General features: G+C 68.5%; 20 protein-coding genes and 2 tRNA genes. 16 read left to right on the forward strand and 6 right to left on the reverse strand.

The genetic code is table 11. The features are described from left to right. Positions 1 to 58 precede the first annotated feature (58 nt). Positions 59 to 1813: a 2-isopropylmalate synthase gene (leuA, locus tag LMI96_RS02880; RefSeq protein ID WP_228360413.1), complete on the forward strand. Its 1755-nt coding sequence runs from the start codon at positions 59 to 61 to the stop codon at positions 1811 to 1813. 124 nt (positions 1814 to 1937) lie between these two features. On the opposite strand, the gene LMI96_RS02885 is transcribed toward leuA, so the two are convergent. Further along, a complete protein-coding gene (locus tag LMI96_RS02885; protein ID WP_223721085.1) occupies positions 1938 to 2639 on the reverse strand; it encodes a trimeric intracellular cation channel family protein in 702 nt (233 codons plus the stop codon). Positions 2640 to 2673: 34 nt separating this feature from the next. Here LMI96_RS02885 and recO point away from each other — a divergent pair, with 34 nt between their 5' ends. The 3 genes from recO to LMI96_RS02900 are packed head-to-tail and all read left to right on the forward strand — an operon-like array spanning position 2674 to position 4954. Further along, positions 2674 to 3402 (forward strand): DNA repair protein RecO, encoded by a 729-nt coding sequence (gene recO / locus LMI96_RS02890; protein WP_228360414.1) that lies wholly within the window; start codon positions 2674 to 2676, stop codon positions 3400 to 3402. Further along, a complete protein-coding gene (locus LMI96_RS02895; RefSeq protein ID WP_228360415.1) occupies positions 3399 to 4229 on the forward strand; it encodes an isoprenyl transferase in 831 nt (276 codons plus the stop codon). Before recO ends, LMI96_RS02895 begins: the two co-directional genes overlap by 4 nt. A gap of 29 nt (positions 4230 to 4258) precedes the next feature. Next, on the forward strand, positions 4259 to 4954 hold the full coding sequence (locus tag LMI96_RS02900; RefSeq protein WP_223721088.1) for a DsbA family protein: 696 nt from the start codon (positions 4259 to 4261) through the stop codon (positions 4952 to 4954). 1 nt (position 4955) lies between these two features. Here the strand turns inward: LMI96_RS02900 and LMI96_RS02905 are convergent, their stop codons facing one another. Further along, complete coding sequence (locus LMI96_RS02905; RefSeq protein WP_228360416.1) at positions 4956 to 5456, reverse strand: glutathione peroxidase; 501 nt, start codon at positions 5454 to 5456, stop codon at positions 4956 to 4958. Positions 5457 to 5505: 49 nt separating this feature from the next. Between LMI96_RS02905 and dusB the strand changes: the two genes are divergently transcribed. The 5 genes from dusB to LMI96_RS02930 all read left to right on the forward strand — a co-directional run bounded on the left by dusB (position 5506) and on the right by LMI96_RS02930 (position 10838). Beyond that, positions 5506 to 6660, forward strand: a complete 1155-nt coding sequence (dusB, locus tag LMI96_RS02910) for a tRNA dihydrouridine synthase DusB (protein ID WP_223721090.1) — start codon at positions 5506 to 5508, stop codon at positions 6658 to 6660. Further along, on the forward strand, positions 6632 to 8014 hold the full coding sequence (locus tag LMI96_RS02915) for a deoxyguanosinetriphosphate triphosphohydrolase (protein WP_228360417.1): 1383 nt from the start codon (positions 6632 to 6634) through the stop codon (positions 8012 to 8014). The genes dusB and LMI96_RS02915 overlap by 29 nt, the downstream gene beginning before the upstream one ends. Continuing rightward, positions 8014 to 9894, forward strand: a complete 1881-nt coding sequence (gene dnaG, locus LMI96_RS02920; protein WP_223721092.1) for a DNA primase — start codon at positions 8014 to 8016, stop codon at positions 9892 to 9894. The genes LMI96_RS02915 and dnaG overlap by 1 nt, the downstream gene beginning before the upstream one ends. A gap of 33 nt (positions 9895 to 9927) precedes the next feature. Continuing rightward, positions 9928 to 10713, forward strand: a complete 786-nt coding sequence (locus LMI96_RS02925) for an ATP-binding cassette domain-containing protein (RefSeq protein WP_228360418.1) — start codon at positions 9928 to 9930, stop codon at positions 10711 to 10713. Between the two features lie 52 nt (positions 10714 to 10765). Further along, positions 10766 to 10838, forward strand: a tRNA-Asn gene (locus LMI96_RS02930). Positions 10839 to 10912: 74 nt separating this feature from the next. Here LMI96_RS02930 and LMI96_RS02935 read toward each other — a convergent pair. Next, positions 10913 to 11575, reverse strand: coding sequence for a hypothetical protein (locus LMI96_RS02935; protein ID WP_223721118.1), 663 nt, complete (start codon positions 11573 to 11575; stop codon positions 10913 to 10915). A gap of 228 nt (positions 11576 to 11803) precedes the next feature. Here LMI96_RS02935 and LMI96_RS02940 point away from each other — a divergent pair, with 228 nt between their 5' ends. The 4 genes from LMI96_RS02940 (at position 11804) to LMI96_RS02955 (ending at position 17934) form a co-directional block, all read left to right on the forward strand. Then, positions 11804 to 12988 (forward strand): HupE/UreJ family protein, encoded by a 1185-nt coding sequence (locus LMI96_RS02940; protein WP_228360419.1) that lies wholly within the window; start codon positions 11804 to 11806, stop codon positions 12986 to 12988. A gap of 143 nt (positions 12989 to 13131) precedes the next feature. Then, the gene (locus LMI96_RS02945) at positions 13132 to 15102 is read left to right on the forward strand and encodes a metallophosphoesterase family protein (RefSeq protein ID WP_223721120.1); all 1971 of its coding nucleotides are present in this window, start codon (positions 13132 to 13134) and stop codon (positions 15100 to 15102) included. Positions 15103 to 15187: 85 nt separating this feature from the next. After that, on the forward strand, positions 15188 to 16276 hold the full coding sequence (locus LMI96_RS02950) for a WxL protein peptidoglycan domain-containing protein (protein WP_228360420.1): 1089 nt from the start codon (positions 15188 to 15190) through the stop codon (positions 16274 to 16276). Between the two features lie 227 nt (positions 16277 to 16503). After that, a complete protein-coding gene (locus LMI96_RS02955; RefSeq protein WP_223721122.1) occupies positions 16504 to 17934 on the forward strand; it encodes an SPFH domain-containing protein in 1431 nt (476 codons plus the stop codon). A 73-nt stretch (positions 17935 to 18007) separates the two neighbouring features. Here LMI96_RS02955 and def read toward each other — a convergent pair whose 3' ends face one another. Continuing rightward, complete coding sequence (def, locus tag LMI96_RS02960) at positions 18008 to 18574, reverse strand: peptide deformylase (protein ID WP_223721123.1); 567 nt, start codon at positions 18572 to 18574, stop codon at positions 18008 to 18010. Between the two features lie 42 nt (positions 18575 to 18616). On the opposite strand from def, the gene LMI96_RS02965 reads away from it, so the two are divergent. Both LMI96_RS02965 and LMI96_RS02970 read left to right on the forward strand, forming a co-directional pair. Continuing rightward, a complete protein-coding gene (locus LMI96_RS02965) occupies positions 18617 to 19603 on the forward strand; it encodes a DMT family transporter (protein WP_228360421.1) in 987 nt (328 codons plus the stop codon). Between the two features lie 32 nt (positions 19604 to 19635). Continuing rightward, positions 19636 to 19709 (forward strand) — tRNA-Ile (locus LMI96_RS02970). A 40-nt stretch (positions 19710 to 19749) separates the two neighbouring features. Here LMI96_RS02970 and LMI96_RS02975 read toward each other — a convergent pair. Then, complete coding sequence (locus LMI96_RS02975; RefSeq protein WP_228360422.1) at positions 19750 to 21141, reverse strand: CoA transferase; 1392 nt, start codon at positions 21139 to 21141, stop codon at positions 19750 to 19752. 129 nt (positions 21142 to 21270) lie between these two features. On the opposite strand from LMI96_RS02975, the gene LMI96_RS02980 reads away from it, so the two are divergent. Continuing rightward, on the forward strand, positions 21271 to 21774 hold the full coding sequence (locus LMI96_RS02980; RefSeq protein ID WP_223721126.1) for a DUF3145 domain-containing protein: 504 nt from the start codon (positions 21271 to 21273) through the stop codon (positions 21772 to 21774). A 151-nt stretch (positions 21775 to 21925) separates the two neighbouring features. Here the strand turns inward: LMI96_RS02980 and LMI96_RS02985 are convergent, their stop codons facing one another. Next, complete coding sequence (locus LMI96_RS02985) at positions 21926 to 23164, reverse strand: beta-ketoacyl synthase (protein WP_223721127.1); 1239 nt, start codon at positions 23162 to 23164, stop codon at positions 21926 to 21928. Positions 23165 to 23168 lie beyond the last annotated feature (4 nt).

Raw genomic sequence — 23168 nt, forward strand, 5'->3', positions numbered from 1 at the left:
CCTTTCTCGTCGCGGAGCCCGTCGTCGGCCCGTCACATCAGACGAGAGAGAACCAGTCATGAAGAACACGCAGAAGCCGTCGGGCATGCCGACGCACAAGTACCGTCCGTTCCACGAGCAGATCCGGGTCGATCTGCCCGATCGTACGTGGCCGGCCTCGCGCATCACGGAGGCGCCGCGCTGGTGCGCCGTCGACCTGCGCGACGGCAATCAGGCGCTGATCGATCCGATGAGCCCGGAACGCAAGCGCGTCATGTTCGACCTGCTCGTGCAGATGGGCTACAAAGAGATCGAGGTCGGTTTCCCGAGCGCCAGCCAGACGGACTTCGACTTCGTACGGCACCTGATCGAAGACGACGTCATTCCGGATGACGTCACCATCCAGGTTCTGACCCAGGCGCGCGAGCACCTCATCGAGCGCACGTACGAGTCGATCGCCGGCGCCAAGCAGGCCATCGTGCACCTGTACAACTCCACCAGCGTGCTGCAGCGCGAGGTCGTCTTCCGCACCGACAAGCAGGGCATCATCGACATCGCCCTCGAAGGTGCCCGACTGTGCCGGGAGTTCGAGAAGCGCATCCCCGAGACCCAGGTGTTCTACGAGTACTCGCCCGAGAGCTACACAGGAACCGAACTCGAGTTCGCGCTCGACATCTGCAACCAGGTCATCGAGGTCTTCGAGCCGACTCCGGAGCGGAAGGTCATCATCAACCTGCCCGCGACCGTCGAGATGGCGACCCCGAACGTCTACGCCGACTCGATCGAGTGGATGAGCCGCCACCTGGCGCACCGGCAGAACGTCATCCTGTCGCTGCATCCGCACAACGACCGCGGCACGGCGGTCGCGGCGGCAGAGCTCGGCTACATGGCCGGGGCCGACCGCGTCGAAGGCTGCCTCTTCGGCAACGGCGAGCGCACCGGCAACGTCGACCTGGTTGCGCTCGGTGTCAACCTGCTGACGCAGGGCATCGACCCGCAGATCGACTTCAGCGACATCGACCAGGTCAAGCGCACGGTCGAGTACTGCAACCAGCTGCCCGTTCCCGAGCGGAGTCCGTGGGCCGGTGACCTCGTGTTCACCGCCTTCAGCGGCTCGCATCAGGATGCGATCAAGAAGGGCTTCGAGGCGATGGAGGCCCGCGCGAAGGCGGAGGGTCGATCCATCGACGAGATCGAATGGGCGGTGCCGTACCTGCCGATCGACCCGAAGGATCTCGGACGCTCCTACGAGGCCGTCATCCGCGTGAACTCGCAGTCGGGCAAGGGCGGAGTCGCGTACCTGCTGAAATCCGACCACGCGATCGACCTGCCGCGGAAGCTCCAGATCGAATTCTCCGGTGTCGTGCAGGCCAAGACCGACGAAGAGGGCGGCGAGGTGACGAGCGATCAGATCTGGTCGGTCTTCACCGACGAGTACCTGCCCGCGACGGTCGCCGAAGACCGCTGGGGACGGTTCGAGCTGCTCAGCACGCGCACGCAGAGCGACATGTCGGGCGATGTGCGCCTGGACATCACCCTGCGCGACGGCGACGACCGGTTCGATGCGTCCGCATCCGGAAACGGTCCGATCGCCGCGTTCCTCGAGATCGTGCGCACTCAGGGGTTTGACGTGACGCTGTACGACTACGTCGAGCACGCGCTCAGTGCCGGCGGCGACGCGCAGGCCGCAGCGTACGTTGAGTTGCAGGTGGATGGTCAGCGCCTGTGGGGCGTCGGGATCGACGGTGACATCTCGACCGCGAGCCTGAAGGCGGTCGTGTCGGGCGTGAACCGCGCCATCCGTTCCCGCGCCCGCGAGCTCACGGCCGTCTGACCCCGCGCGCCCGAGGTCCGCTTTTTCCGCGAGACGGGATCTTCGCGCCGAGACGTTGGGGTAACCCCACGGTTTCGGCGCGCAGATCCCGTCTCGCGGGCTATGACGGACCGGGGAGCGCGGGTCAGCGGGGGGAGTCGGGCGTGCGGACGATCGGGATGGCGGCGGTCTCCACTGCAACCTTCCGTCGGTAGAGCATGCGCTGTTCGGGGAGGGACAGGTCGAAGACGACGGCCAGGATGCGGATGACGGTCGTCACGGCCACGCCGATGACCGCTGCGACCGGCAGCGCCAGGCCGAACGTGTGCGCCGAGGCCAGCACGAGACTGCCGACAGCGGCCGCCACGGCGTAGAGCGACCCGACGTGCATGATCGCCACCGGCAGGCCCATCATGATGTCGCGCAGGATGCCGCCGCCGACTGCGGAACACACGCCGACGAACACGGCGGGCACGAGCGGCAATCCGAGCGCGAGTGCCTTGCTCGTGCCGAACGCGCCGAACAATCCGATCACGAGCGCATCGAGGCCGACGATGACCCGGTTGAGGCGCTGGAACACGCCCGCCAGGAGCATGCCCACGAGCGCTGCCGCGGTCGCGGTGAGCAGGTACCAATTGCTCTGCAACGTCGTCGGGGAGAGTCCGAGGAGCAGGTCGCGGATGAGGCCGCCGCCCATTCCGACGACGATGCCGATGATGGCGACTCCCAGCAGATCGAGGCGTCGCTCGCCGCGGAATCCGGACGCGAACAACGCGCCCTGCACCCCGCCGAGGGCGACGGCGGTCAGATCTGCCCACAACGGGATCACGAAGAGCGGCTCGGTCACCCCCCTATTGTCCCGGACGGCGGGATAATGGAGGGTGCCCACATATCGCGATGAAGTCGTGGTCCTGCGCACCCACAAGTTGGGTGAAGCCGACCGCATCGTGACGATGCTCGGGCGACGTCAGGGCAAGATCCGCGCCGTCGCCAAAGGTGTTCGGCGCACCTCGTCGCGGCTCGGCGCGCGGCTCGAGCCGTTCATGGTCGCCGACGTGCAGTTCTACAAGGGCCGTTCTCTCGACATCGTGCAGCAGGCGGACTCGCTCGGCACCTACGGGGCCGACATCGCCGCGGACTACGACCGTTATGTCGCCGCGAGCGCGATGGCCGAAACGGCCGACCGACTCGGCGATGCCGAAGCCTCCGCGTCGCACTATCTGCTGCTCGTCGGTGGGCTCCGCGCCCTGTCGCAGGGCGAACACGCGGCGCGCAGCATCCTCGACTCGTATCTGCTGCGGGCACTGGCGCTGTCGGGCTGGGCTCCCGGGCTCGACGAGTGCGCGCGATGCGGCGCGCCCGGTCCGCACCGGTCGTTCGTCGCGCAGGCGGGTGGGATGGTGTGCAGTTCGTGTGCGCCGGTCGGCTCCGCCCGTGTCGAGGAAGACACCACCGTGCAACTTCGTGCTCTGCTCTCCGGTGACTGGACGCACGTCGATGCGGCTCCTGCCCGCACCTCGGCGGCCGCATCCGGTCTCATCGCGGCGTACGCGCAGTGGCACCTGGAGCGTGGAATCCGATCGCTGTCGCACGTGGAGGGCGCCCGATGACCCCCAAACCTTTCACGCACCGGGATGCGGTGCCGTACCGACCGCTGGACTGGACGGGCGTGTACCCGCCCGAGTTTCCGAAGAACAGCGTGCCGGCCCACGTGGCGATCGTCATGGACGGCAACGGGCGGTGGGCCAACGGGCGGGGTCTCACCCGGGTGGAAGGGCACAAGGCCGGCGAGGCCGCCCTGCTCGACGTCGTCGCGGGGGCGATCCAGGCGGGCGTCCGCCACCTGTCGGTGTATGCCTTCTCGACGGAGAACTGGTCGCGCTCTCCCGACGAGGTGCGGTTCCTGATGGGGTTCAACCGCGACGTCCTGCACCGCCGCCGCGATCAGTTGAACGAGTGGGGCGTCCGCATCCGTTGGGCAGGGCGGAAGCCCCGCCTGTGGGGATCGGTGATCAAAGAACTGCAGTACGCCGAGCAGCTGACCCGCGACAACGATGTGCTCACGCTGACGATGTGCGTCAACTACGGCGGTCGCGTCGAGCTAGTCGATGCGATGCGATCGATTGCCGACGACGTCGCCGCGGGCCGGATGAAGCCGTCTGCGGTGACCGAGAAGCTCATCGCGCGCCGGATGTACGTCCCGGAGATGCCGGACGTCGACCTGTTCATCCGGTCGAGCGGCGAGCAGCGCACGTCGAACTTCCTTCTCTGGGAGTCGGCCTACGCCGAGTACGTCTTTCTCCACACGCTCTGGCCGGACTTCACCCGGCGTGACCTCTGGCAGGCGATCGATCAGTACCTCGGTCGCGATCGCCGCTTCGGCGGGGCGATCGACACACCGCAGGCCCACGCGTCTTCGGCCGACGCGGGGGAATAGCCGCACCCCGGATCGGTGTTGCGTTTGTCATGACAGACCCGATCCGGATCGACGTATGGAGTGACATCGCGTGCCCGTGGTGTTACATCGGCAAGCGCAACCTCGAGGCGGGGCTCCGCGACATCGAGTCAGATGAGAATGCCCCCCAGGTGGAGGTGACATTCCATTCGTATGAGCTCTCGCCCGACACACCCGTCGACTTCGACGGTGACGAGCTGGACTTCCTGGTCGATCGCAAGGGACTGGATCGGCCGCAGGTTCGGCAGATGCTCGACAACGTGACCGAGGTGGCCGCGAAGGCCGGCCTCGAATACCACTTCGACACCGTCAAGCACACCAACACGGTGAAGGCGCACGAACTGCTGCACGCGGCGAAGGCCGTGGGGCGTCAGCACGAGATGGCGGAGCGACTCATGTCGGCATACTTCGTCGAGGGCCGGCACGTGGGCCGCGTCGACGATCTCGTCGACCTCGCCGCCGAGGTCGGGCTCGACCCCGCCGAGATGCGCGCCGCCCTCGAAGACGAGCGTTACGTCGCGGACGTTCGGGCCGACCAGGCGCAGGCCGCGGCGTACGGAATCAACGGGGTGCCGTTCTTCGTGATCGACGGCAAGTACGGCGTGAGCGGAGCACAGCCCCCGGAGGCGTTCTCGCAGATCGCCCGCCAGGTGTGGGCCGAGCGCGCCGCTGAGGCCGCCGAGGATTCGGCGGCCGTCGCCGGCTGACTCAGGCCGACAGGTTCCGTTCGATGAGTCCGACGATCGCCGCGTCGTCGGGCTTCACCGTCGGGCGGAACCTGTGGACCTCGCCCGCGGGCGTCAGGAGGAACTTCTCGAAGTTCCAGATCACCGGTCCGCGCTTGCCCTCGGCATCCTTCGCCTTCTTCAACGCCTTGTAGAGCGGGGCCGCGTTCGCGCCGTTGACCTTGATCTTGTCGAGGATGGGGAACGAGATCCCCCAGGTCGTGGAGCAGTACTCGAGGATCTCGTCCATCGAGCCCAGTTCCTGCAGGAACTGGTTGCAGGGGAAGCCCAGCACCTGGAGGCCGCGATCGCCGTAGGTGCGCTGAAGCTCCTCGAGCTGCTCGTACTGGGGCGCCAAGCCGCAGCGCGATGCCACGTTGACGATCAGGAACACGCCGTCGCCGTAATCGGCGAGCGTGGAATCCGTGCCCTCCGCGGTGGTGAACGGGATGCTGCGGAGGTCGGTTTCGGTCGTGTCGCTCATGCGTCCACAGTACGCCGCGACATCGGCTCCGGGATGGGAGAATGGAACGATGACCACGACAATCGCGCCCGCGCGTCCACTGCGCATCGGCCCCATCGAGGTCGACGTTCCCGTGGTGCTCGCGCCGATGGCCGGAATCACGAACACGGCGTTCCGTCGCCTCTGCCGCGAGTACGGCGCGGGCCTCTACGTGAGCGAGATGATCACGTCCCGCGCTCTCGTGGAGCGCAACGAGACGACCATGCGGCTCATCCAGCACCACGAGTCGGAGACTCCCCGCTCGGTGCAGCTGTACGGTGTCGATCCGCTCACCGTCGGTCGTGCTGCCCGCTTGCTCGCGGACGAGGATCGCGCCGATCACATCGACTTGAACTTCGGTTGTCCTGTGCCCAAGGTGACGCGGAAGGGCGGGGGAGCAGCGCTTCCCTGGAAATCCGACCTGTTCGCCGCGATCGTTCGCGCGGCCGTCGAGAACGCGGGCGACGTGCCGGTGACGGTCAAGATGCGCAAGGGCATCGACGACGACCACCTGACTTTCCTCGACGCCGGCCGGATCGCCGAAGACGCGGGGGCCTCCGCGGTGGCGTTGCACGCGCGGACCGCCGCGCAGTTCTACTCCGGCACCGCCGACTGGGCGGCCATCGCCGCGCTGAAGCAGGCGGTGACCAGCATCCCGGTGCTCGGTAACGGCGACATCTGGTCAGCCGAAGATGCGGTGCGCATGCTCGATGAGACCGGGGCCGACGGCGTCGTCGTCGGACGCGGATGCCTCGGCCGGCCGTGGCTGTTCGGCGATCTGGCCCGGGCCTTCGGCGCGGAGGCCCCGCCGGTCGACGCGACCCTCGGATTCGTCGCAAACGCCTTCCGCCGCCACGCCGAGCTCCTCGTGGAGTTCTTCGAGGACGAGGGCCGCGGCTGCCGTGACATCCGCAAGCACGTCGCCTGGTACTTCAAGGGCTATCCGGTCGGGGGCGACACGCGCGCCGCTCTCGCCACCTCGTCCACTCTCGCGGAATTCGACGATCTGCTCGCGACGCTGGAGCTCGACGCTCCGTACCCGGGAGAGGCGGCGGAGGGGCAGCGCGGCCGGGCCGGTACCCCGAAGCGCCCCGCGCTCCCGGATGGCTGGTTGAACAGTCGCGAACTCGCAGCCGACGCCGCCGGTGTGCTGGCCGATGCGGAGCTCAGCCACAGTGGGGGCTGACGCGATCGCCGCGGTGGGAACGAGACCCGCGGGCTACGACACGACGGATGCGGAGCGGTTCCTGCAAGAGCAGCACCGTTCGCAGCGCGACGACTTCGCGCGAGACCGCGCCCGCGTGCTGCACTCGGCATCGCTGCGTCGTCTCGCGGCGAAGACCCAGGTGCTGAGTCCCGCGAGTCCCGCCGACTTCGCGCGGAACCGACTCACGCACTCGCTCGAGGTGGCGCAGGTCGGGCGTGAACTCGCGACCGCTCTGCAGCTCGCTCCCGATGTCGTCGATACCGCGTGCCTGAGCCACGACCTCGGGCACCCGCCGTTCGGGCACAACGGTGAGCGCGCTCTCAACGAGTGGGCCGAAGACATCGGCGGGTTCGAGGGCAACGCGCAGACGCTCCGCATTCTGACCCGGCTCGAGTCCAAGGTCGTGGGGGCCGACGGCGAGAGCTACGGCTTGAACCTCACGCGCGCGAGCCTGGATGCCACGTGCAAGTACCCGTGGACGGTCGACAGTCCGGTGCCCGACCCGGGTGGTCGGCTCAAGTTCGGCGTCTACCCGGAAGATGAAGCCGTCTTCCGGTGGATGCGCGAGGGGGCGCCCGGCCGCATCCGGTGCATCGAGGCCGAGGTGATGGACCTGTCCGACGACATCGCCTATTCCGTGCATGACTTCGAAGACGCGATCGTCAACGGCTACCTCGACCCGGCCCGCTTGTCGGACCCGCGTCAGCACGCGGCGATCCTGAGTGCGATCCAAACCTGGGTGGGGTACGACTTCACCCGCGACGAGCTCGCCGACGCCCTCTTCCGGCTCATGCGTCTTCCGGAGTGGTTGCCGGAGTTCGACGGATCGCGTGCGGCGCACGCGCGTCTGAAGAACCTCACCTCCGACCTCATCGGCCGATTCGCCCGTGCGGCGACCGCCGCGACCCGCGAGGCCTACTCTGCTCCGGTGCTCACCCGCTACCGGGGCCACGTCGTCGTGCCCCGTGTGATCGAGGCGGAGATGGCTGTTCTGAAGGGAACGATCGGCGCGTTCGTCGTCACGATCGAAGGCCGCAAGACCCTCTACAAAGAGCAGCGCCGCGTCCTCAAGCGGCTCGCCACCGCACTCTGGGACGCGCCGGAGAACCTCGATTCGCTGCACGCCGAAGACTTCACCCAGGCGGAGACGGATGCGGCGCGTCGGCGGGTCGTCGTCGACCAGGTCGCGAGCCTCACGGACCGCGGCGCACTCGGCTGGCATCACTCGCTGGTCGGCGAACTCGACAGCGAATCCCTCGACGTCTGGATGCCGGGCGGTCGCGCGCTCGCGCGATCGGTGTACGCGCTGCCCGAACCGCTCGAGGGACTCTGATGCCCGGCCGCATCGCGCAGGCCGATGTGGAAGAGGTGAAGTCCCGCACCAACATCGCCGACATCGTGGGGGAGCGCGTCGCGCTGAAATCGGCCGGCGTCGGTTCGCTGAAGGGGCTGTGTCCCTTTCACGACGAGCGCAGCCCGAGCTTCCATGTGCGTCCGCAGGTGGGTTTCTACCACTGCTTCGGATGCGGTGAATCGGGCGACGTCTACACGTTCCTCCGGCAGATGGATCACGTCTCGTTCACCGAGGCGGTCGAACGCCTCGCCGCGCGCATCGGTTTCACGCTGCACTACGAGGAGGGCGGCGCCGCGCCCGAGACCTCCGGGCGTGCGCGTCTGTATGCGGCGAATGCCGCCGCGGCCGAGTTCTACCGCTCCCAGCTGCTCACGCCCGAGGCCGAGGTGGGTCGACGGTTCCTCGGCGAGCGCGGCTTCGACGCCGGCGCCGCCGCGCACTTCGGAGTCGGGTTCGCCCCGCCCGGGTGGTCTGCGCTGCTGGACGCGCTGACCGCGAAGGGATTCACGCGTGACGAGCTGACGACGGCCGGCCTCGTCTCGCAGGGGCAGCGCGGTGTGTACGACCGATTCCGCGGGCGGCTCGTCTGGCCGATCCGCGACGTGACCGGTCAGGTGATCGGTTTCGGCGCCCGCAAACTTCTCGAAAGCGATCAGGGTCCGAAGTACCTGAACACCCCCGAGACGCCGATCTACCGCAAGTCTCAGGTCCTGTACGGTCTCGACCTCGCCAAACGCGACGTCTCCCGTGATCACCGCGTCGTGGTCGTCGAGGGCTACACCGACGTGATGGCCTGCCACCTCGCGGGCATCACGACGGCGGTCGCGACGTGCGGTACGGCGTTCGGCACCGACCACATCACCGTGCTCCGGCGGGTGATGGGAGACGATTCCGCCGCGGGTGAAGTGGTGTTCACGTTCGACCCGGATGCGGCTGGCCAGAAGGCGGCGCTGCGAGCGTTCGGTGAGGAGAAGAGGTTCGCCGCGCAGACCTACGTCGCCGTCGCTCCGGCCGGACTCGACCCGTGCGACCTGCGCTTGCAGCGCGGTGACGGCGCGGTGCGGGCACTGTTGGAGACCAAGGTGCCGATGTTCGAATTCGTCATCGACCAGCGCGTCGGCACGTTCGATCTGAGCACGGTCGAGGGCCGGGCGGGCGCGCTCCGCTCGGCGGCTCCGATCGTCGCGGAGATCCGTGACCCCGCCCTGCGCCCGGGCTACACGCGCGTGCTCGCGCGGCGGCTCGGCCTCGACCTGTCCGAGGTCGGTCAGGCCGTCGATCGGGCAGGGCGCGCCTCCCGGGCCGGCGATTCGTCGACGTCGGGGCGGTCCGCATCCCGCCCCGGTCCCACGCCTGATGGTGGGACTCCGCCCGTGGCAGAGGTTCCGCGGGTCACGATCGCGACGCTTCCGCGCGACCCCGACGTCGCCCTCGAGCGGGACGCGTTGATGGGCTTCCTGCAGTACGGGCACCGCATCGATCCGGAGGATCTGCGCGCCGCCCTGGACGAGAGCTTCCGGCATCCGGCGCTCGAGGCCGTGCGCTCGAGCATCGCGGCCGTTCCCGACCACACGCGGCCCGGGTGGGCGGCGGCCGCCGTCGACGCCGTCCGTGAGCCGTACCGCTCTTTCGCCGCAGAGCTGCTCACGGGCGACTTTCCCGCCCGCGACGACCGGCACGCGATCACCTCGGCGAAGGACCTCGCACGACGCATCCGGCTGCGCGGCATCGAGCGTGAGAAACGCGAGCTGGTGGCGGCGATCCAACGTCTCGCGGCGGACTCCGAAGAAGGGCGCACGGTGCGCCTTCGCCTGCGCGAGCTCGACGCCGACCGACAGCGACTGACCGGCGAGCAGTAGCGCCGTCCGGCTGCAGCGGGCAGGATGACACCTGTGACTTCCGACATCGCCGCTGACAGCATCGTCTGCTCCGACCTGAGCATCACCCACACGGGTGCGCGCGGCGATGTCGAGCGAGTCGTCGACGGAGTCACCTTCACGGTGGCCCGCGGTAAGGCGCTTGTTCTGCTCGGCGCCACCGGATCAGGAAAGTCGACGCTCGCCGCGGTGCTCGCCGGCGCGGCCGGTGCCGGCGTCGAGATCGTCGGGGGCGATGCGGTGGTCGAGGGCATCTCCGTGCGCCGCCCAGGGCGAAAGCGACGACTGCTGAGTGTGCTCACCGGTCATCTCGGACAGTCCGACGGCGCCACCCTGCCGGCGCGATTGACCGTCGGTGAGATCGTCGCCGAGCCGGTCACCAGTCGGCAGCGGAAGGTCAACGGTCGGGCGCTGTCTTTCCGGGTGGCGACGCTGCTGGACGAACTCGGCCTGCCGCTCGGGGCGGTCGGCAAGTACCCGTACGAATTGAGCGCCGGGATGCGGCAGCGCGTCGCCCTGGCGCGCACCCTCATGCTCGAGCCGCGCCTGGTGGTCGCGGATGAGCCGCTGGCGAACCTCGATGTCGAAGCGCGGGAGATCGTCCGCGCCGCCCTCGCGGGGCGCCAGCGGGAACAGGGCCTGTCGCTCCTCATGGTCGCGAACGAACCGGAGACCGTGGCCCGATTCGATGCCGATGTGCTCGCGCTGCAAGCGGGTCACGTCGTGGGCATCGGGCACGGTGTGCGGGGGATGGTGTGGACGCCGAGTTCGGAGGCGGATCGGCGTCTGGTGTCGTCGTGACCCCCAGAGCTTTGCTACGATAGCGGGGTTGCCTTCGCGAGAACGGCGATATTCCTCGGTAGCTCAATTGGCAGAGCAATCGGCTGTTAACCGATAGGTTCTTGGTTCGAGTCCAAGCCGGGGAGCGAGAGTACCGCGTCATCTAACGTGGCTCTCACCAAGGCCAGGGCTTCCACCCCTGGCCTTACTTTTTTGCCCGTCAGTCGATCCAGATGACGACGCCCGTGAGCCCCGTGAGCACCGCGGTCACGCCGGCGTGGACGGCGGATGCGGAACGCTCCGGTGTGAAGGTGGCGGGGTCGTACTCGGTCGAGGTGACGAGCCCTTCGCCCCGGTAGCCGGCACCGTTCCACTCCACGGCCGTGACGTTGCTCGTCGGCTCCGGGAGTTCGGCGCCGAGCACCAGGAACGGCACATCGAGGTGACTGGCGGAGACGAGCGCCAGCGGGTCGATCAGGGGCGCCCCGGCGCTGATGATGAGGTTCGGCTGCAGTTCCATCGCCTCCACGATGCCGCCGAGGGCGTCGTCGTCCGCGCGCACGGTGCGCAGCGTGACCTGCTCCTTCTCCGCCCACGACGCCACGGCGTCGGTGAGGGTTGCTGTCGGCGCATCGTCTCCGGCTGTCAGCAGCACGACGCGGTACCCCGGCGCGGGACGAACGCCCTCCCATGATCCCGCCACGGGATCGACGGTCGCCTCGGGGGCGGGTGCGTCATCCGGATGGAAGCCCTCGCCCGGTGCGCCGACGGCGCCGGCGTCGACGCGCGGCTGTTGCCAGGGATCGGGCGCGCACGCGCTGAGCACGGCGACCGCGAGAAGCGCCGCGGCGAGGGCGGCGAGAGGTGGTACGCGACTGGGCACGGGAGACAGACCTCGACGGGAGAGAACGGAGACGTCTCCACCCTGCGGGATACGGCCGCAGCATCCGCGCTCGGGGCGCCGATGTTTGCAGATCGTTCCACCGCCATCGGTCCGCCGTTCACGACGCGGGTGCACGGTCGTCCTGCTATGAAATCATCGTCACACTCCCTGTCCAATTCTTCCTCTGCCTCGGCAGTGCGCTTTCGAGCGGGGGGAGGAGCGGTTGGGTTGCTCCTCACCGCGATCGCGCTGGTCGTGGCGGTCGCCGCGCCGGCCGCCGCGCACGGCTTCAGCTCGGTGGTGTACGCCGACGTGACGCGCACGCACGATCGGGTGGCGGTCACGCTGCAGCTGGAGTACGACCTGCTCGTCGTCTCCGCTGCCGATGAGGCCTCGGACGATGCGTTGTTCCAGGAGGGCACGTCGGCGTTCGACGACGGGGATGCGGACGCGCAGGCGGCGGCTCTCGAGCGCCACCGCGACAGCGTTTCGGCGTACGTGAGCGACCGGTTCACAGTTGCGGCCGGTGACGCGGCGTGCGCCCCGGTCGTGGGCGACTCGGTGGAGATGACGGAGCGCGACGGAGTGCCGTACGCGGCCGTGATCGTTGACTACGACTGCCCGCCGGGGACGGCGGGAGATGACGCCGCGTACACGGTGGCGTCGGATTTGTTCCCGGATGCGGAAGGCTTCGTCACGGGGACGAAAACCATCCTCACGTACGAGGTCGGGGTGCACACCGGGACCGCCGCGCTCGACGCGGAGCATCCGTCGTTCTCGACGGCCCAGAGCATCGGTGAGCGTTTCGGCGAGTTCTTCCTGCTCGGGGCGGAGCATCTCCTCAGCGGTATCGACCACATCCTGTTCCTGCTGGCTCTGATCGCCGGATCCCGGCGCCTTCGCGAGCTGGTGTTCGCGGCGACCGCGTTCACGGTGGCGCACTCGGTGACGTTCATCCTGGCGGCGACCGGATTGCTGGGCGTGCCCGCGACGATCATCGAGCCGATCATCGCGCTGTCGATCGCGATCGTGGGGGCCTGGCACCTGTGGAACCTCGCGCGTCGGGGGCGCGTGGCCACCGAGCTCACCGCACGCAGCGGTTACGGCGGGATCGATGGCCCCGGTTGGCTGCGGATCGGGGTCGTCTTCCTGTTCGGGCTGGTGCACGGACTCGGCTTCGCCTCCGCGCTCGGCATCGACGAACCCTGGTCGTGGACACTGCTGTGGAGTCTTCTCGTGTTCAACGTCGGCATCGAGACCGTGCAACTCGGCATCATCGTGATCGTCTTCCCGCTCCTCGTGCTTCTGCGTCGTCGTTCGCCCCGGATCGGCACGGGGGCGACGGGTCTGATGGCCGTCACGGTGACCGTCTTCGGGCTCATCTGGTTCGTCGAGCGCCTGCTCGGCCAGTGACGTCACCCGGTGCATGACGACCGTTCGTGCGCGTCGCGTGCGTGCGTCGTCGTCCGTTCACACGCTCGCAAGCTTCTGGGTTGATTCTCAGATTCGGGGACCTCGCAGCGACTTCCCCCTCCACCTGAGAAAGAAGAGAATCCATGCTCCTGCTCGAATCTCACCAGCCTCGTCGCCGGGCGGCGATGTGGCTATCGGCGGCCGCGATCGCGGCGACCGCCGTGATCGGTGCGTCCCTCGTGCCCGCGGCCGCTTACGCAGCCGGCGCGTCGTACACGGGAATCGTGCTCGGTGTCGGCGCCGATGAGACGCAGCGCGTCGTCTCCTGGTACAGCTCCGACGACTCCGCGCAGATCGTTCAGCTCGTCCCGACCACGGCCGTCGTCGGCGGTGTGTTCCCGGCCACCGGCGCCACGTCGTTCACGGCGACGGGAACAGCGAACATCGCCTCGAGCGGCGGGTACAACCGGCACGCCGCGCTCTCGGGGCTGCAGGAGAACACGCAGTACTCGTACCGGGTCGGCTCCGATGGCGCGTGGTCCCAGACCTACTCGTTCAAGACGCAGTCCTTCGAGGGGGACTACGACTTCCTGTTCCTCGGCGACCCGCAGATCGGCTCGTCCGGCAACGTGGCGAAGGATGGCGCCGGCTGGGCAGACACGCTCGCCGTCGCGACCTCCGCGAACCCGAACGCAGAGCTTCTCGTGTCGGGCGGCGACCAGGTGGAGACCGCGAACACCGAGACCCAGTGGGACGCGTTCCTCGCACCCGACCAGCTTCGCCAGTACCCGTGGGCGGCGACGATCGGAAACCACGACGTCGGCGGCAAGGCGTACGAGCAGCACTTCTACACGCCGAACACGGACTACTCCTCGGCCTACTACCGCAAGGGCAACACGGCCACGGAGTCGGGCGGTGATTACTGGTACATCTACAAGGACGTGCTGTTCATCGACCTGAACAGCAACAGCTACGACAACGCCACCGGTGGCGGCGATGCGGCGCACGTCTCGTACGTGACGGACGTCGTGAACAAGCACGGCGGCGAAGCGAAGTACACGGTGCTGGTGTTCCACCACTCGATCTACTCGCCGGCCGACCACGCGAAGGACTCCGACAACAAGGTGCGTCGCGTCGACTTCCCGACGACGTTCTCGAACCTCGGCGTCGACCTGGTGCTCCAGGGTCACGACCACAGCTACGCCCGCACCTACGAGATCAAGAACGGCGCCAAGGCGAACCCCGACGAGCAGCCCGGGCAGGATGAGGTCTTCGAGGGGCCGGGTGGGGTCGTGTACGTGACCGCGAACTCCGCATCCGGTTCGAAGTACTACGACATCACCGCACCCGACGCGAGCGGAACGTCCGGCGCGGGTAACGGCGCCGACCCGCTGAACCCGGGCAACTACTGGTACGGCTCGGTCGAGAACCAGGAGCACGTGCGCAGCTACGTCAAGGTGCAGGTGAAGAAGGACGCTCTGGTGGTCGAGGGCATCCGCAGCGGCACGTGCGATGCGCCGAACGCGGCGGTCGAGCTCGGCAAGGTTCTCTGGTGCGGCCCGAACAACGGCACGGCCGCGGCCAAGCCGATCGGCTCGATCATCGACCAGGTGACCATCCACCCCGATCACGGTGACGGGCAGGAGATCCAGGTCGACGTGCCTGCGGCGGCCCCGGGCGAGTTCGGCTGGACGATCGACGGTCAGAACGGCCTCGTCGACCTCGGCACGGCCGTCGAGAAGGACGGCTACTTCGAGGCGACCGGCGCGATCAACCCGATCGCGGTGTCGGACACGCGGGCTGCGCAGTCGCCCTGGTCGCTCTCGGCGGTCGTCGGTGAGTTCCAGGACGGGTCGAAGACCTTCCCGGGTGACAATCTCGGCTGGACGCCGCGCGTGGTCACGGCGGGTGCGGGTGCGACCGCCGGTGCCGCCGTCGGCTCCGGGTGGGACGGCGGCAAGGGGCTCGCGATCTCGCGCGTGCTCGGTTCCGCAGCCCAAGGACACGACCGTGGTTCTGCGGTGCTCGGCGCCGACCTGGATCTGAAGATCCCGGATGCGACCGACAAGGGCACCTACCGCGCCACGCTGACGGTCACCGCGCTGGCCGGCTGAGCGCGTTTCCCGTCGTCTGCGGGAGGGGGACCAAGGGTCCTCCTCCCGCAGACCCTGTTCATCTCCACACACAGAAAGCCCCGTCGTGCACACTTCGTCCTCGTATTTCCGCCGCGTCCGCCGTGCCATCCTGATCGGTGCGGCGACGATCGCGGCGGCAGCCTCGCTCCTCACCGTTCCCGCCGCCTTCGCCGATACGGCCGATGAGGTGACGTGGACCGTTCGCACCGCGTCGAACGAGCGAGGGGACAGCAGAACGAGCTTCGGCTACACCGTGGAGCCGGGTTCAAGCGTGTCGGACGGCATCGTGATCTCGAACCGCGGCGCCCAGGCCGTCGAACTCGATCTCTATGCGATCGACGGCTACACCTCGGACGACGGCCAGCTCGCGTTGCTCGTGGCGGGCGAGGAATCCCACGGCGTCGGAGCGTGGGTCACGCCCGACAACGACCACATCACCGTGGGTCCGGGACAGGTCGCGACCGTGCCGTTCACCGTTTCGGTCCCGCAGAACGCGACTCCGGGCGACTATGCGGGCGGGGTCGTGACCTCCCTGACCGTGCCCGATCAGGCCGCCGGGGTCAACGTCGACCGCCGCCTCGCCGTGCGCCTCGATCTGCGGGTCGGTGGGGAACTCGCGCCTTCGCTGAGCGTCGATGACGTGCATGTCGCGTGGAACGGCGGATGGAACCCGTTCGTCGGAGGTGACGCGACGCTCACGTACACGCTGCACAACACCGGCAACGTCTCCGCATCCGCTGCGCAAACCGCTCAGGTGAGCGGCCTGTTCGGGATATTCCCGACCGACGCGGATGCGGTGGACCCGACGCCGACTCTTCTCCCCGGCGAGGAATGGACCCAGACCGTCACGGTTCGCGATGTGCCGGCCGTCGTCCTGCTGACGGCGACGGCGACGCTCACGCCGCTCGTGACGGATGCGGCGGGATCGACCGCTCCGCTCGACGCGGTCACGGCGTCGGCGACTGGATGGGCCGTGCCGTGGACGCTTCTGATCCTGGTTCTGCTGCTGGCGGTCGCGGCGGTCCTGTTCTTCCGCGGTCGTCGCGGCCGGAAGCGCGCGCGGGATGCGGGGGAGGCCGAACGGGTCGAGCGCGCCGTTGCCGAGGCCCTCGCGCAGGAGCGCGCGAAGGCCAGCGCCACGACGGGCGACTGACCCCGAGCGCCGTCACTCGCCCACACCCTCGCGAGCCTTCAGCCCCCGCGCGCCACTTTCCTGCATCCGCGCTACAGATCTGAGGCGCGGGAGCAGGAAACTGGCGCGCGGGTGGAGCGCCGGTTTGGACGGACTGTCCAAAACCCTCTGTCGCTCGGGCCCCTCCGGATAGGCTGGAGAGAAGGCGGCATCCGAATGTCGGTGCCGAACGACCCACAGGAGGACCAATGGAGTTCGCTGCCCTCGGAGCGATCGGACTGTTCGCCCTCATCGGCGTCGTCATCCTCATCGTCGTACTCGTGATCGTCGCGGTTCTCATCCGCGCCTGGTACCGCGTGGCGAAGGCCGACGAAGCGCTCGTCATCGTCGGTAAGCGCCAGAAGCGCAGCGACGGTGAGACGTCGCGCATCACCGTCATCACCGGTGGTGGGGCGATCGTCAACCCACTGACGCAGCGCGCCGAGATGATCTCGCTGCGCGCGCGACAGATCAAGATGGAGCCGACCGCGCAGTCGTCCAACGGTGTCACGGTGAACGTGAGCGGTGTCGCCCTCGTCAAGATCGGATCCGATCCGGAGTCCGTGCGCCGTGCAGCCGAGCGCTTCGCGTCGCAGGACAAGGCCATCGAGCAGTTCACCACCGAGCAGCTCGAGGGTGCGCTTCGCGGGGTCGTCGCCACGCTGACGGTCGAAGAGCTCATGCGCGACCGGCAGCGGCTGTCCGATCAGATCGCCGAAGGCATCAAGGCCGATCTGTCGTCGCAGGGTCTGATCCTCGACTCGTTCCAGATCCAGGGCATCACCGACCTGAACGGCTACATCGCGGCGCTCGGCGCGACCGAGGTCGAGCGCGTCAAGCGCGACGCGGAGGTGGCGAACATCAACGCCCACCGCGAGATCCGGGCGCGGCAGATCGCGACCGACGAGGCGAACCTCATCGAGCAGACCGCCCTCGACAAGAACTCCGCAGCCGCGAAGGCGCAGGTCGGTCGTGCCAACGCCGAAGCGGAGCAGGCCGAAACGCTGGAGCGCGCCGAACGCCAGCAGGCGGTGCTGCTGCAGGAAGCGGAGAACACTCAGGCCCGGCTCGATTCCGAGGTCAAGAAGGTCGCCGACGCGAACCTGTACCAGCGCGAGCGGAACGCGGACGCGGATGCGTACGCCAAGATCCGTGCCGCGCAGGCGCAGGCAGAGATCGCGACGCAGGAGGCTGCCGCGACGCGTTTGCGCGCGGAGGCGGATGCGGATGCCGTGCGCTTGGCCGGTGAGGCACGCGCTTCGGCGATCTCCGCCGAGGCCGATGCTCTCAGCAAGAACCAGCAGGCGCTTCTCGCGCAGCGGGCGCTCGAGGCGCTCGTGCCCATGATGACCGAGTTCGCGAAGGGCTACGACAAGGTCGGGTCCATCACCGTGCTCGGAGGCGAGGGCGCCAGCAGCCATCTGGCGAACGAGTCCGCGGGCGGTCTCCGGGCGACGTTCGACGCAGTCCGCGCCGCGACGGGAATCGATCTCGCCGAGATCATCCAGGGACGGGCGATCGGGCACGCGATCGCCGAGGGAAGCGCGGGAGGAACGGTTCCCGAGCAGGCGCACAGCGCGGGCACCCCCGCACAGGCGCCGAAGGCGACGACCGACCCCGGGACTGCGGAAGCCTTCTGATCCACGAAAGCCCGGATCGATGGCGGGATGACCGCCTCGATCCGGGCTTTCGTCGTTGCCGTCTGCGGGGGGATCAGGCGTCGAGATCGTCGACGCCCGGCAACCATGCGCTGCCCGGCCGCCCCCACCCGCGTTTGCGAGCGATCTTCTGAGTCGTCTTCCAATCGGCGTCGCCGAGCCGGTCGATGTAGAGAATTCCGTCGAGATGATCGAACTCGTGCTGCATGATGCGTGCACGCCATCCGTCGACCTCGATGACCACGGGGGCACCGTCGAGGTCTGTGCCGGTCACCCGGGCGCGCTCGGAACGACGAAGCGGAAAGCGTTCGCCGGGGAACGACAGGCATCCCTCCGACTCCTCGTCGGGATCGGGATCGCCCGGCTCGGCCGGGGTGATCCAGAGCTCCGGATTGAGGATGACCCCCCGCCACGCGGTGCCGTCATCGTCGGGGTACGAGTAGGTGTAGATGCGCAGCGGCACGCCGACCTGAGGTGCGGCGAGTCCGACGCCGGGGGCGCGGTCCATGGTCTCGAACATGTCGGCGACGAGGGTGCGGATCTCGTCCGTCACCTCTTCGACGGGTGAGGCGGGGGAGTGCAGAACGGGATCGCCCATGATGCGAATCGGGAGTACGGCCACGCCTTGAGCCTATCGAGCCGGGTTCGCCGTTAGTGTCTAAGGGTGATCTGGACCGATGTGATCCTGGACGATGTCGCCGATGGGCTCATCGGAGTGTTCCGGGATCCCGGCATCCTGATCGGCATTCCGCTGGCGTTGCTCGGCGCGGTGTTCATGTCTTTCGGCGCGCAGTACCAGCACCGCGGTGTCATGAAGGTCGAACGCATCTCGGGTTCGTCGGGATCGAGCGGACTGAGCGGCGGGCAGCTCTTGCAGCTTCTGACCCGCCCTTCGTGGGTCGCCGGTACCGTCATGCTCGGACTCGCGATCGCCTGTCAGCTCGCCGCCCTGGCGTTCGCACCGCTCATCCTGGTGCAGCCGCTCGGGGCGGTGTCGCTGGTCATCACCACGCTCCTGAATGCGCGGGTCTCGGGTCACAAGCCGACCGGCGCGTCGATTCGATCGATCGCGTTCTGCATCGGCGGCATCCTCGTGTTCGTCACGATCGCCGCGTTCGTCGCCACCGAGATGCCGATCTCCGACGGCCAGCTGCTCACGATCCTCGGTCTGTTGGTCGTCGTTCTCGCGGTGCTCACGACACTGTGGCTCCTGCTTCGGCGTGCGCACGGCGCGGCGCTGTTCTACATCGCCGCCGCCGGGGTGCTGTACGCCTTCGTCGCGACCCTGGCCAAGGTCGTCATCAAGAACATCCAGTCGGGCGACTTCGGCTGGCTGAGTGTGCTGTGCATCGTCGGACTTCTGCTGGCCGTGTCGGTCGGCGCGTACTTCGTGCAGACTGCGTACTCGGTCGGCCCGCCCGATCTGGTGATCGCCGGGCTCACCGTCATCGACCCGATCGTCGCGGTGCTGATCGGTCTCGTCATCCTGCAGGAAGCGGCGACCGCCGGTCCGTGGGCGATCGGCGGCTTCGTGTTGGCCGGTGTGATCGCGATCTACGGCGTGTTCTCGCTGACGAAGAATCACCCGCAGATCGTGAGCGACAGCCAGGAACTCCCGATTCTGCGCGGGCGACTCGGCGACGAGAAGTAGCCCGGCGCCGGGCACTAGGCTTTTCCTCACAGGGGGCGGTGGCCAAGCTGGTCAAGGCAGCGGGCTCATAACCCGACGATCGTGGGTTCAAGTCCCACCCGCCCTACTCCGTTGTCTTGCGGGGTGTCCCGGGCGCCGTCCGATGCCTACGACGCGTTCGAACGGGCCCAATCGGGCGCGTCGATGCCCCACGGACCACCCACGTCGGCATAGTCGTCCGGCGCGCCGTCGAAGGCGAGGACGGGCGGCGCGTACGTGAGCGAGAAGGGCCGGCCCTCGCTCGGTGCACGCGTTCGGCACGGTGCAGCCGGTGCGCCCGCATCGGGCGGGACGGTCGCGCCATCGGGGGAGTCGAGAAGAGCGTGGGCGACCCGGGCGAGCGACATCCGCACGTCGACGGAGCCGCCGACCGTGCGCTGCCCGACGAGGGCCATCGTCAGCGCGGCGGCCAAGAAGTGCCCTGTCGAATGATCGAGTGCCTGCGCCGGCAGCGTGCCCGGGGTTTCGCCATCGGCGGTCACCGCGACCGCGATCCCGGTGACCGCCTGCACGATGCTGTCGAAGCCACGTCTGCCCGCCCAGGGGCCCTGCGTTCCCCACGCCGAGACCGAGCCGGTGACAAGACCGGGATGCCGCTGCGCGAGATCCTCCGGGTCGAGACCGAACCGCGTGAGGGCGCCCGGGCGGTACCCGGTGAGCACGACATCGGCGCGCTTCAGCAGCGATTCGAACCGCGCGCCGTCAGTTCGGTCGCGGAGATCCAGCAGCGTCGAGCGCTTTCCCTGGCCGGTGTCGAGATGGATCCACCCTGTCTCCGGCAGGAACGGCGCGTCGACGCGCAGCACCTCGGCGCCCGCCAGCGCCAGATCACGTGCGGCGATCGGACCGGCGAGGACCCGGGTGAGATCGAGAACGCGGATGCCGGCGAGGGGCGCGGCATCCGTGGTCCAGGCGCGCGGCCGGCCGGCACCGGTGCGGGTCACCTCGACGATCGGCGCGGCGGCGATCGAGCGCGCCTGCGGATGCTCTCGCCACTGCTCGCTCGTCCGCACGGCGCCGACCACCGCTCCTGCCTGTGCTGCGGCGGTCTCCAGCTCGACCGCATCCCGCTCGGCGATCGCGGCGCTTACACTGGCCGCGTCGGCCCCGTCGCCAAGGCCGAGCACCCGGCGCAGCGCGTTCTCGTGGTGGGGATAGTTCGCGTGGGTGCGAACGAAACCGTCACGCGCGGTCCGGAAGCCCGAGAGCGGTGCCCATACGGCCGGATGCTGGCCGTCGATCTGCAGGATCCGCTCACTCGTGAAGGAGGTGGCGACCCGCGCTCGGTCGACGCGGACGGGTGAGGCGGGGGCGGGGGTGCGGGCGTTCCGCGCGAGGCCGAGAGCCAGCGAAGCAAGAGCGACGCTGTCGCACGCGAGCGTTCCGACGGCGAGCGGTGATGACCACGGCAGAGATCCGCGTGCCTCCGCAATCTGCCCGAGCGCGTGCTCCATACCCAGCGCTTCGGCCACGTCGATGCCCACCGATCCCACGTTCACGGCACCACCGAATCACAGACTTGTGATTCCCGGGCGCGCCGGAGATAATGACCGTGTAACAATCGCATAACCAGCCTCACTCCGAGGCGCAGGTCGTAGGGGAAGACGTACCTGAGGATCGGAGAAAAGATGGCTGCTCACATGGCGCGCGGAGTGGTACTCATCCACTCGGCGCCACGCGCGTTGTGCCCCCACCTGGAGTGGGCTGTCGGTCGTGCCCTCGGGCGCGCAGTCAACTTCGACTGGATCGATCAGCCGGTACTGCCGGGCAGTCGGCGTGCCGAGTTCTACTGGGAAGCCCCGGGCGGCACCGGCGCGGCGCTCGCCAGTGCGATGCACGGGTGGGAGCACCTGCGCTTCGAGGTCTCGGAGGACCCCACTCCACGCAGCGACGGCGGTCGGTGGTTGCACACGCCCGACCTCGGCATCCATTTCGCCCAGACCGACACGGCGGGCAACATCGTCGTCGGTGAGGACCGCATCCGGTACGCCATGGAGATCGCCGCCGGTGACCCGATCGAACTCCAGCGCGAGCTGTCGGTCGCGCTGGGCGCGGCATGGGATGAAGAACTCGAGGCGTTCCGGCACGCCGGTGATGAAGTTCCGATCGTCTGGCTGCACAAGGTCGGCTGAGCCCCCACGCTTCGGGCGGCGGGAGTGCTGCTACCGGAGGTCGGTGATACGTCCCGGCACCGGGAAGGCGCACCGCCGCCCGACAGAAACGAGAGATGCCCCCGGAGCGTACTCCGGGGGCATCTCTCTGCGGTGATCGTCTCGGGACGGCTCAGACCGACGCGAACGCGGCGACGGCGTTGTGCCCGCCGAAACCGAACGAGTTGCTGATGGCGAGCTGATCGCCGGAGCCGAGGCTCTGCACCTCACCCGACACGCGGAACGGTACGGCCGGATCCTGAGTGGTCAAGTTGATCGTCGGGGGAGCCTGACGGTCGCGGATGGCGAGAATGGTGAAGATCGCCTCCAGCGCACCGGTCCCGCCGAGCAGGTGCCCGGTGGAAGCCTTGGTCGCCGACACCGGGATCTCGTCGATCCGCGCTCCGAAGACCTGGCGCAGCGCCTGATATTCGTTCGGATCGCCGACCGGCGTCGACGTCGCGTGCGCATTGATGTGGGTGACGTCGTCAGGAGATGCGCCCGCCATCTCCAGCGCGAGCGTGACCGCGCGCGCTGCGCCGTGCCCCTCGGGGTCGTTCGCCGTGATGTGGTACGAATCGGCGGTCACGCCACCGCCCACGACCGCCGCGTAGATCTTCGCACCGCGCGCTTTTGCGTGCTCCTCGGTCTCGAGGATGAGCGCCGCAGCGCCCTCGCCCATGACGAAACCGTCACGATCGATGCTGGTGGGACGGGATGCCGTGGCCGGGTCGTCGTTACGCTTGGAAAGCGCCTGCATCGAGGCAAAGGACGCCATTGTGATCGGGTGGATGGCGGACTCGGTGCCGCCGGCGATTACCACGTCGGCGAGACCCGCACGCAGATGCTCGACGGCGTTCACAATCGACTCGATGCTCGACGCGCACGCGCTGGCGACCGTCCGTGCGAAGGCTCGGGCACCGAAGTGCAGAGAGAGATTTCCGGCCGCCGCATTCGGCATGAGCATCGGCACCGTCATCGGCATGACGCGCCGCGGACCCTTCTCACGCAGGGTGTCCCACGCGTCGAGCAGGGTCCATACGCCGCCGATACCGGTCGCGAAGTCGACGCCCAGACGGACGGGATCGACCTCCGGGGCACCGGCATCCGCCCACGCTTCCATCGCGGCGATCAGCGCGAACTGCGAGGCGGGGTCGAGCCGCTTTGCCACGGGACGCGCAAGCACCTCTTCCGGGCGAACGATCGCCTCCGCAGCGAAGGTCACGGGCAGTCCGTACTTCTCCACCCATTCGTGCTCGAGGGTGCGAGAACCGGAGGCGCCGCCGAGCAAGGCGGTCCAGCTCTCCGGTGCGGTGCCGCCGATGGGCGTGGACGCACCGATTCCGGTGACGACGATGCGAGACGGGCTCATGTTC

Origin of the sequence: Microbacterium sp. cx-59 (assembly GCF_020805625.1) — a bacterium.
Taxonomy (GTDB): Bacteria; Actinomycetota; Actinomycetes; order Actinomycetales; family Microbacteriaceae; genus Microbacterium.

Coding starts and splice junctions, on each gene's coding strand:
- leuA (WP_228360413.1), top strand. CDS start 59: ATGAAGAACACGCAGAAGCCGTCGGGCATGCCGACGCACAAGTACCGT.
- LMI96_RS02895 (WP_228360415.1), top strand. CDS start 3,399: ATGACCCCCAAACCTTTCACGCACCGGGATGCGGTGCCGTACCGACCG.
- LMI96_RS02900 (WP_223721088.1), top strand. CDS start 4,259: ATGACAGACCCGATCCGGATCGACGTATGGAGTGACATCGCGTGCCCG.
- LMI96_RS02905 (WP_228360416.1), bottom strand. CDS start 5,456: ATGAGCGACACGACCGAAACCGACCTCCGCAGCATCCCGTTCACCACC.
- dusB (WP_223721090.1), top strand. CDS start 5,506: ATGACCACGACAATCGCGCCCGCGCGTCCACTGCGCATCGGCCCCATC.
- LMI96_RS02915 (WP_228360417.1), top strand. CDS start 6,632: ATGCGGAGCTCAGCCACAGTGGGGGCTGACGCGATCGCCGCGGTGGGA.
- dnaG (WP_223721092.1), top strand. CDS start 8,014: ATGCCCGGCCGCATCGCGCAGGCCGATGTGGAAGAGGTGAAGTCCCGC.
- LMI96_RS02945 (WP_223721120.1), top strand. CDS start 13,132: ATGCTCCTGCTCGAATCTCACCAGCCTCGTCGCCGGGCGGCGATGTGG.
- LMI96_RS02955 (WP_223721122.1), top strand. CDS start 16,504: ATGGAGTTCGCTGCCCTCGGAGCGATCGGACTGTTCGCCCTCATCGGC.
- LMI96_RS02980 (WP_223721126.1), top strand. CDS start 21,271: ATGGCTGCTCACATGGCGCGCGGAGTGGTACTCATCCACTCGGCGCCA.
- LMI96_RS02985 (WP_223721127.1), bottom strand. CDS start 23,164: ATGAGCCCGTCTCGCATCGTCGTCACCGGAATCGGTGCGTCCACGCCC.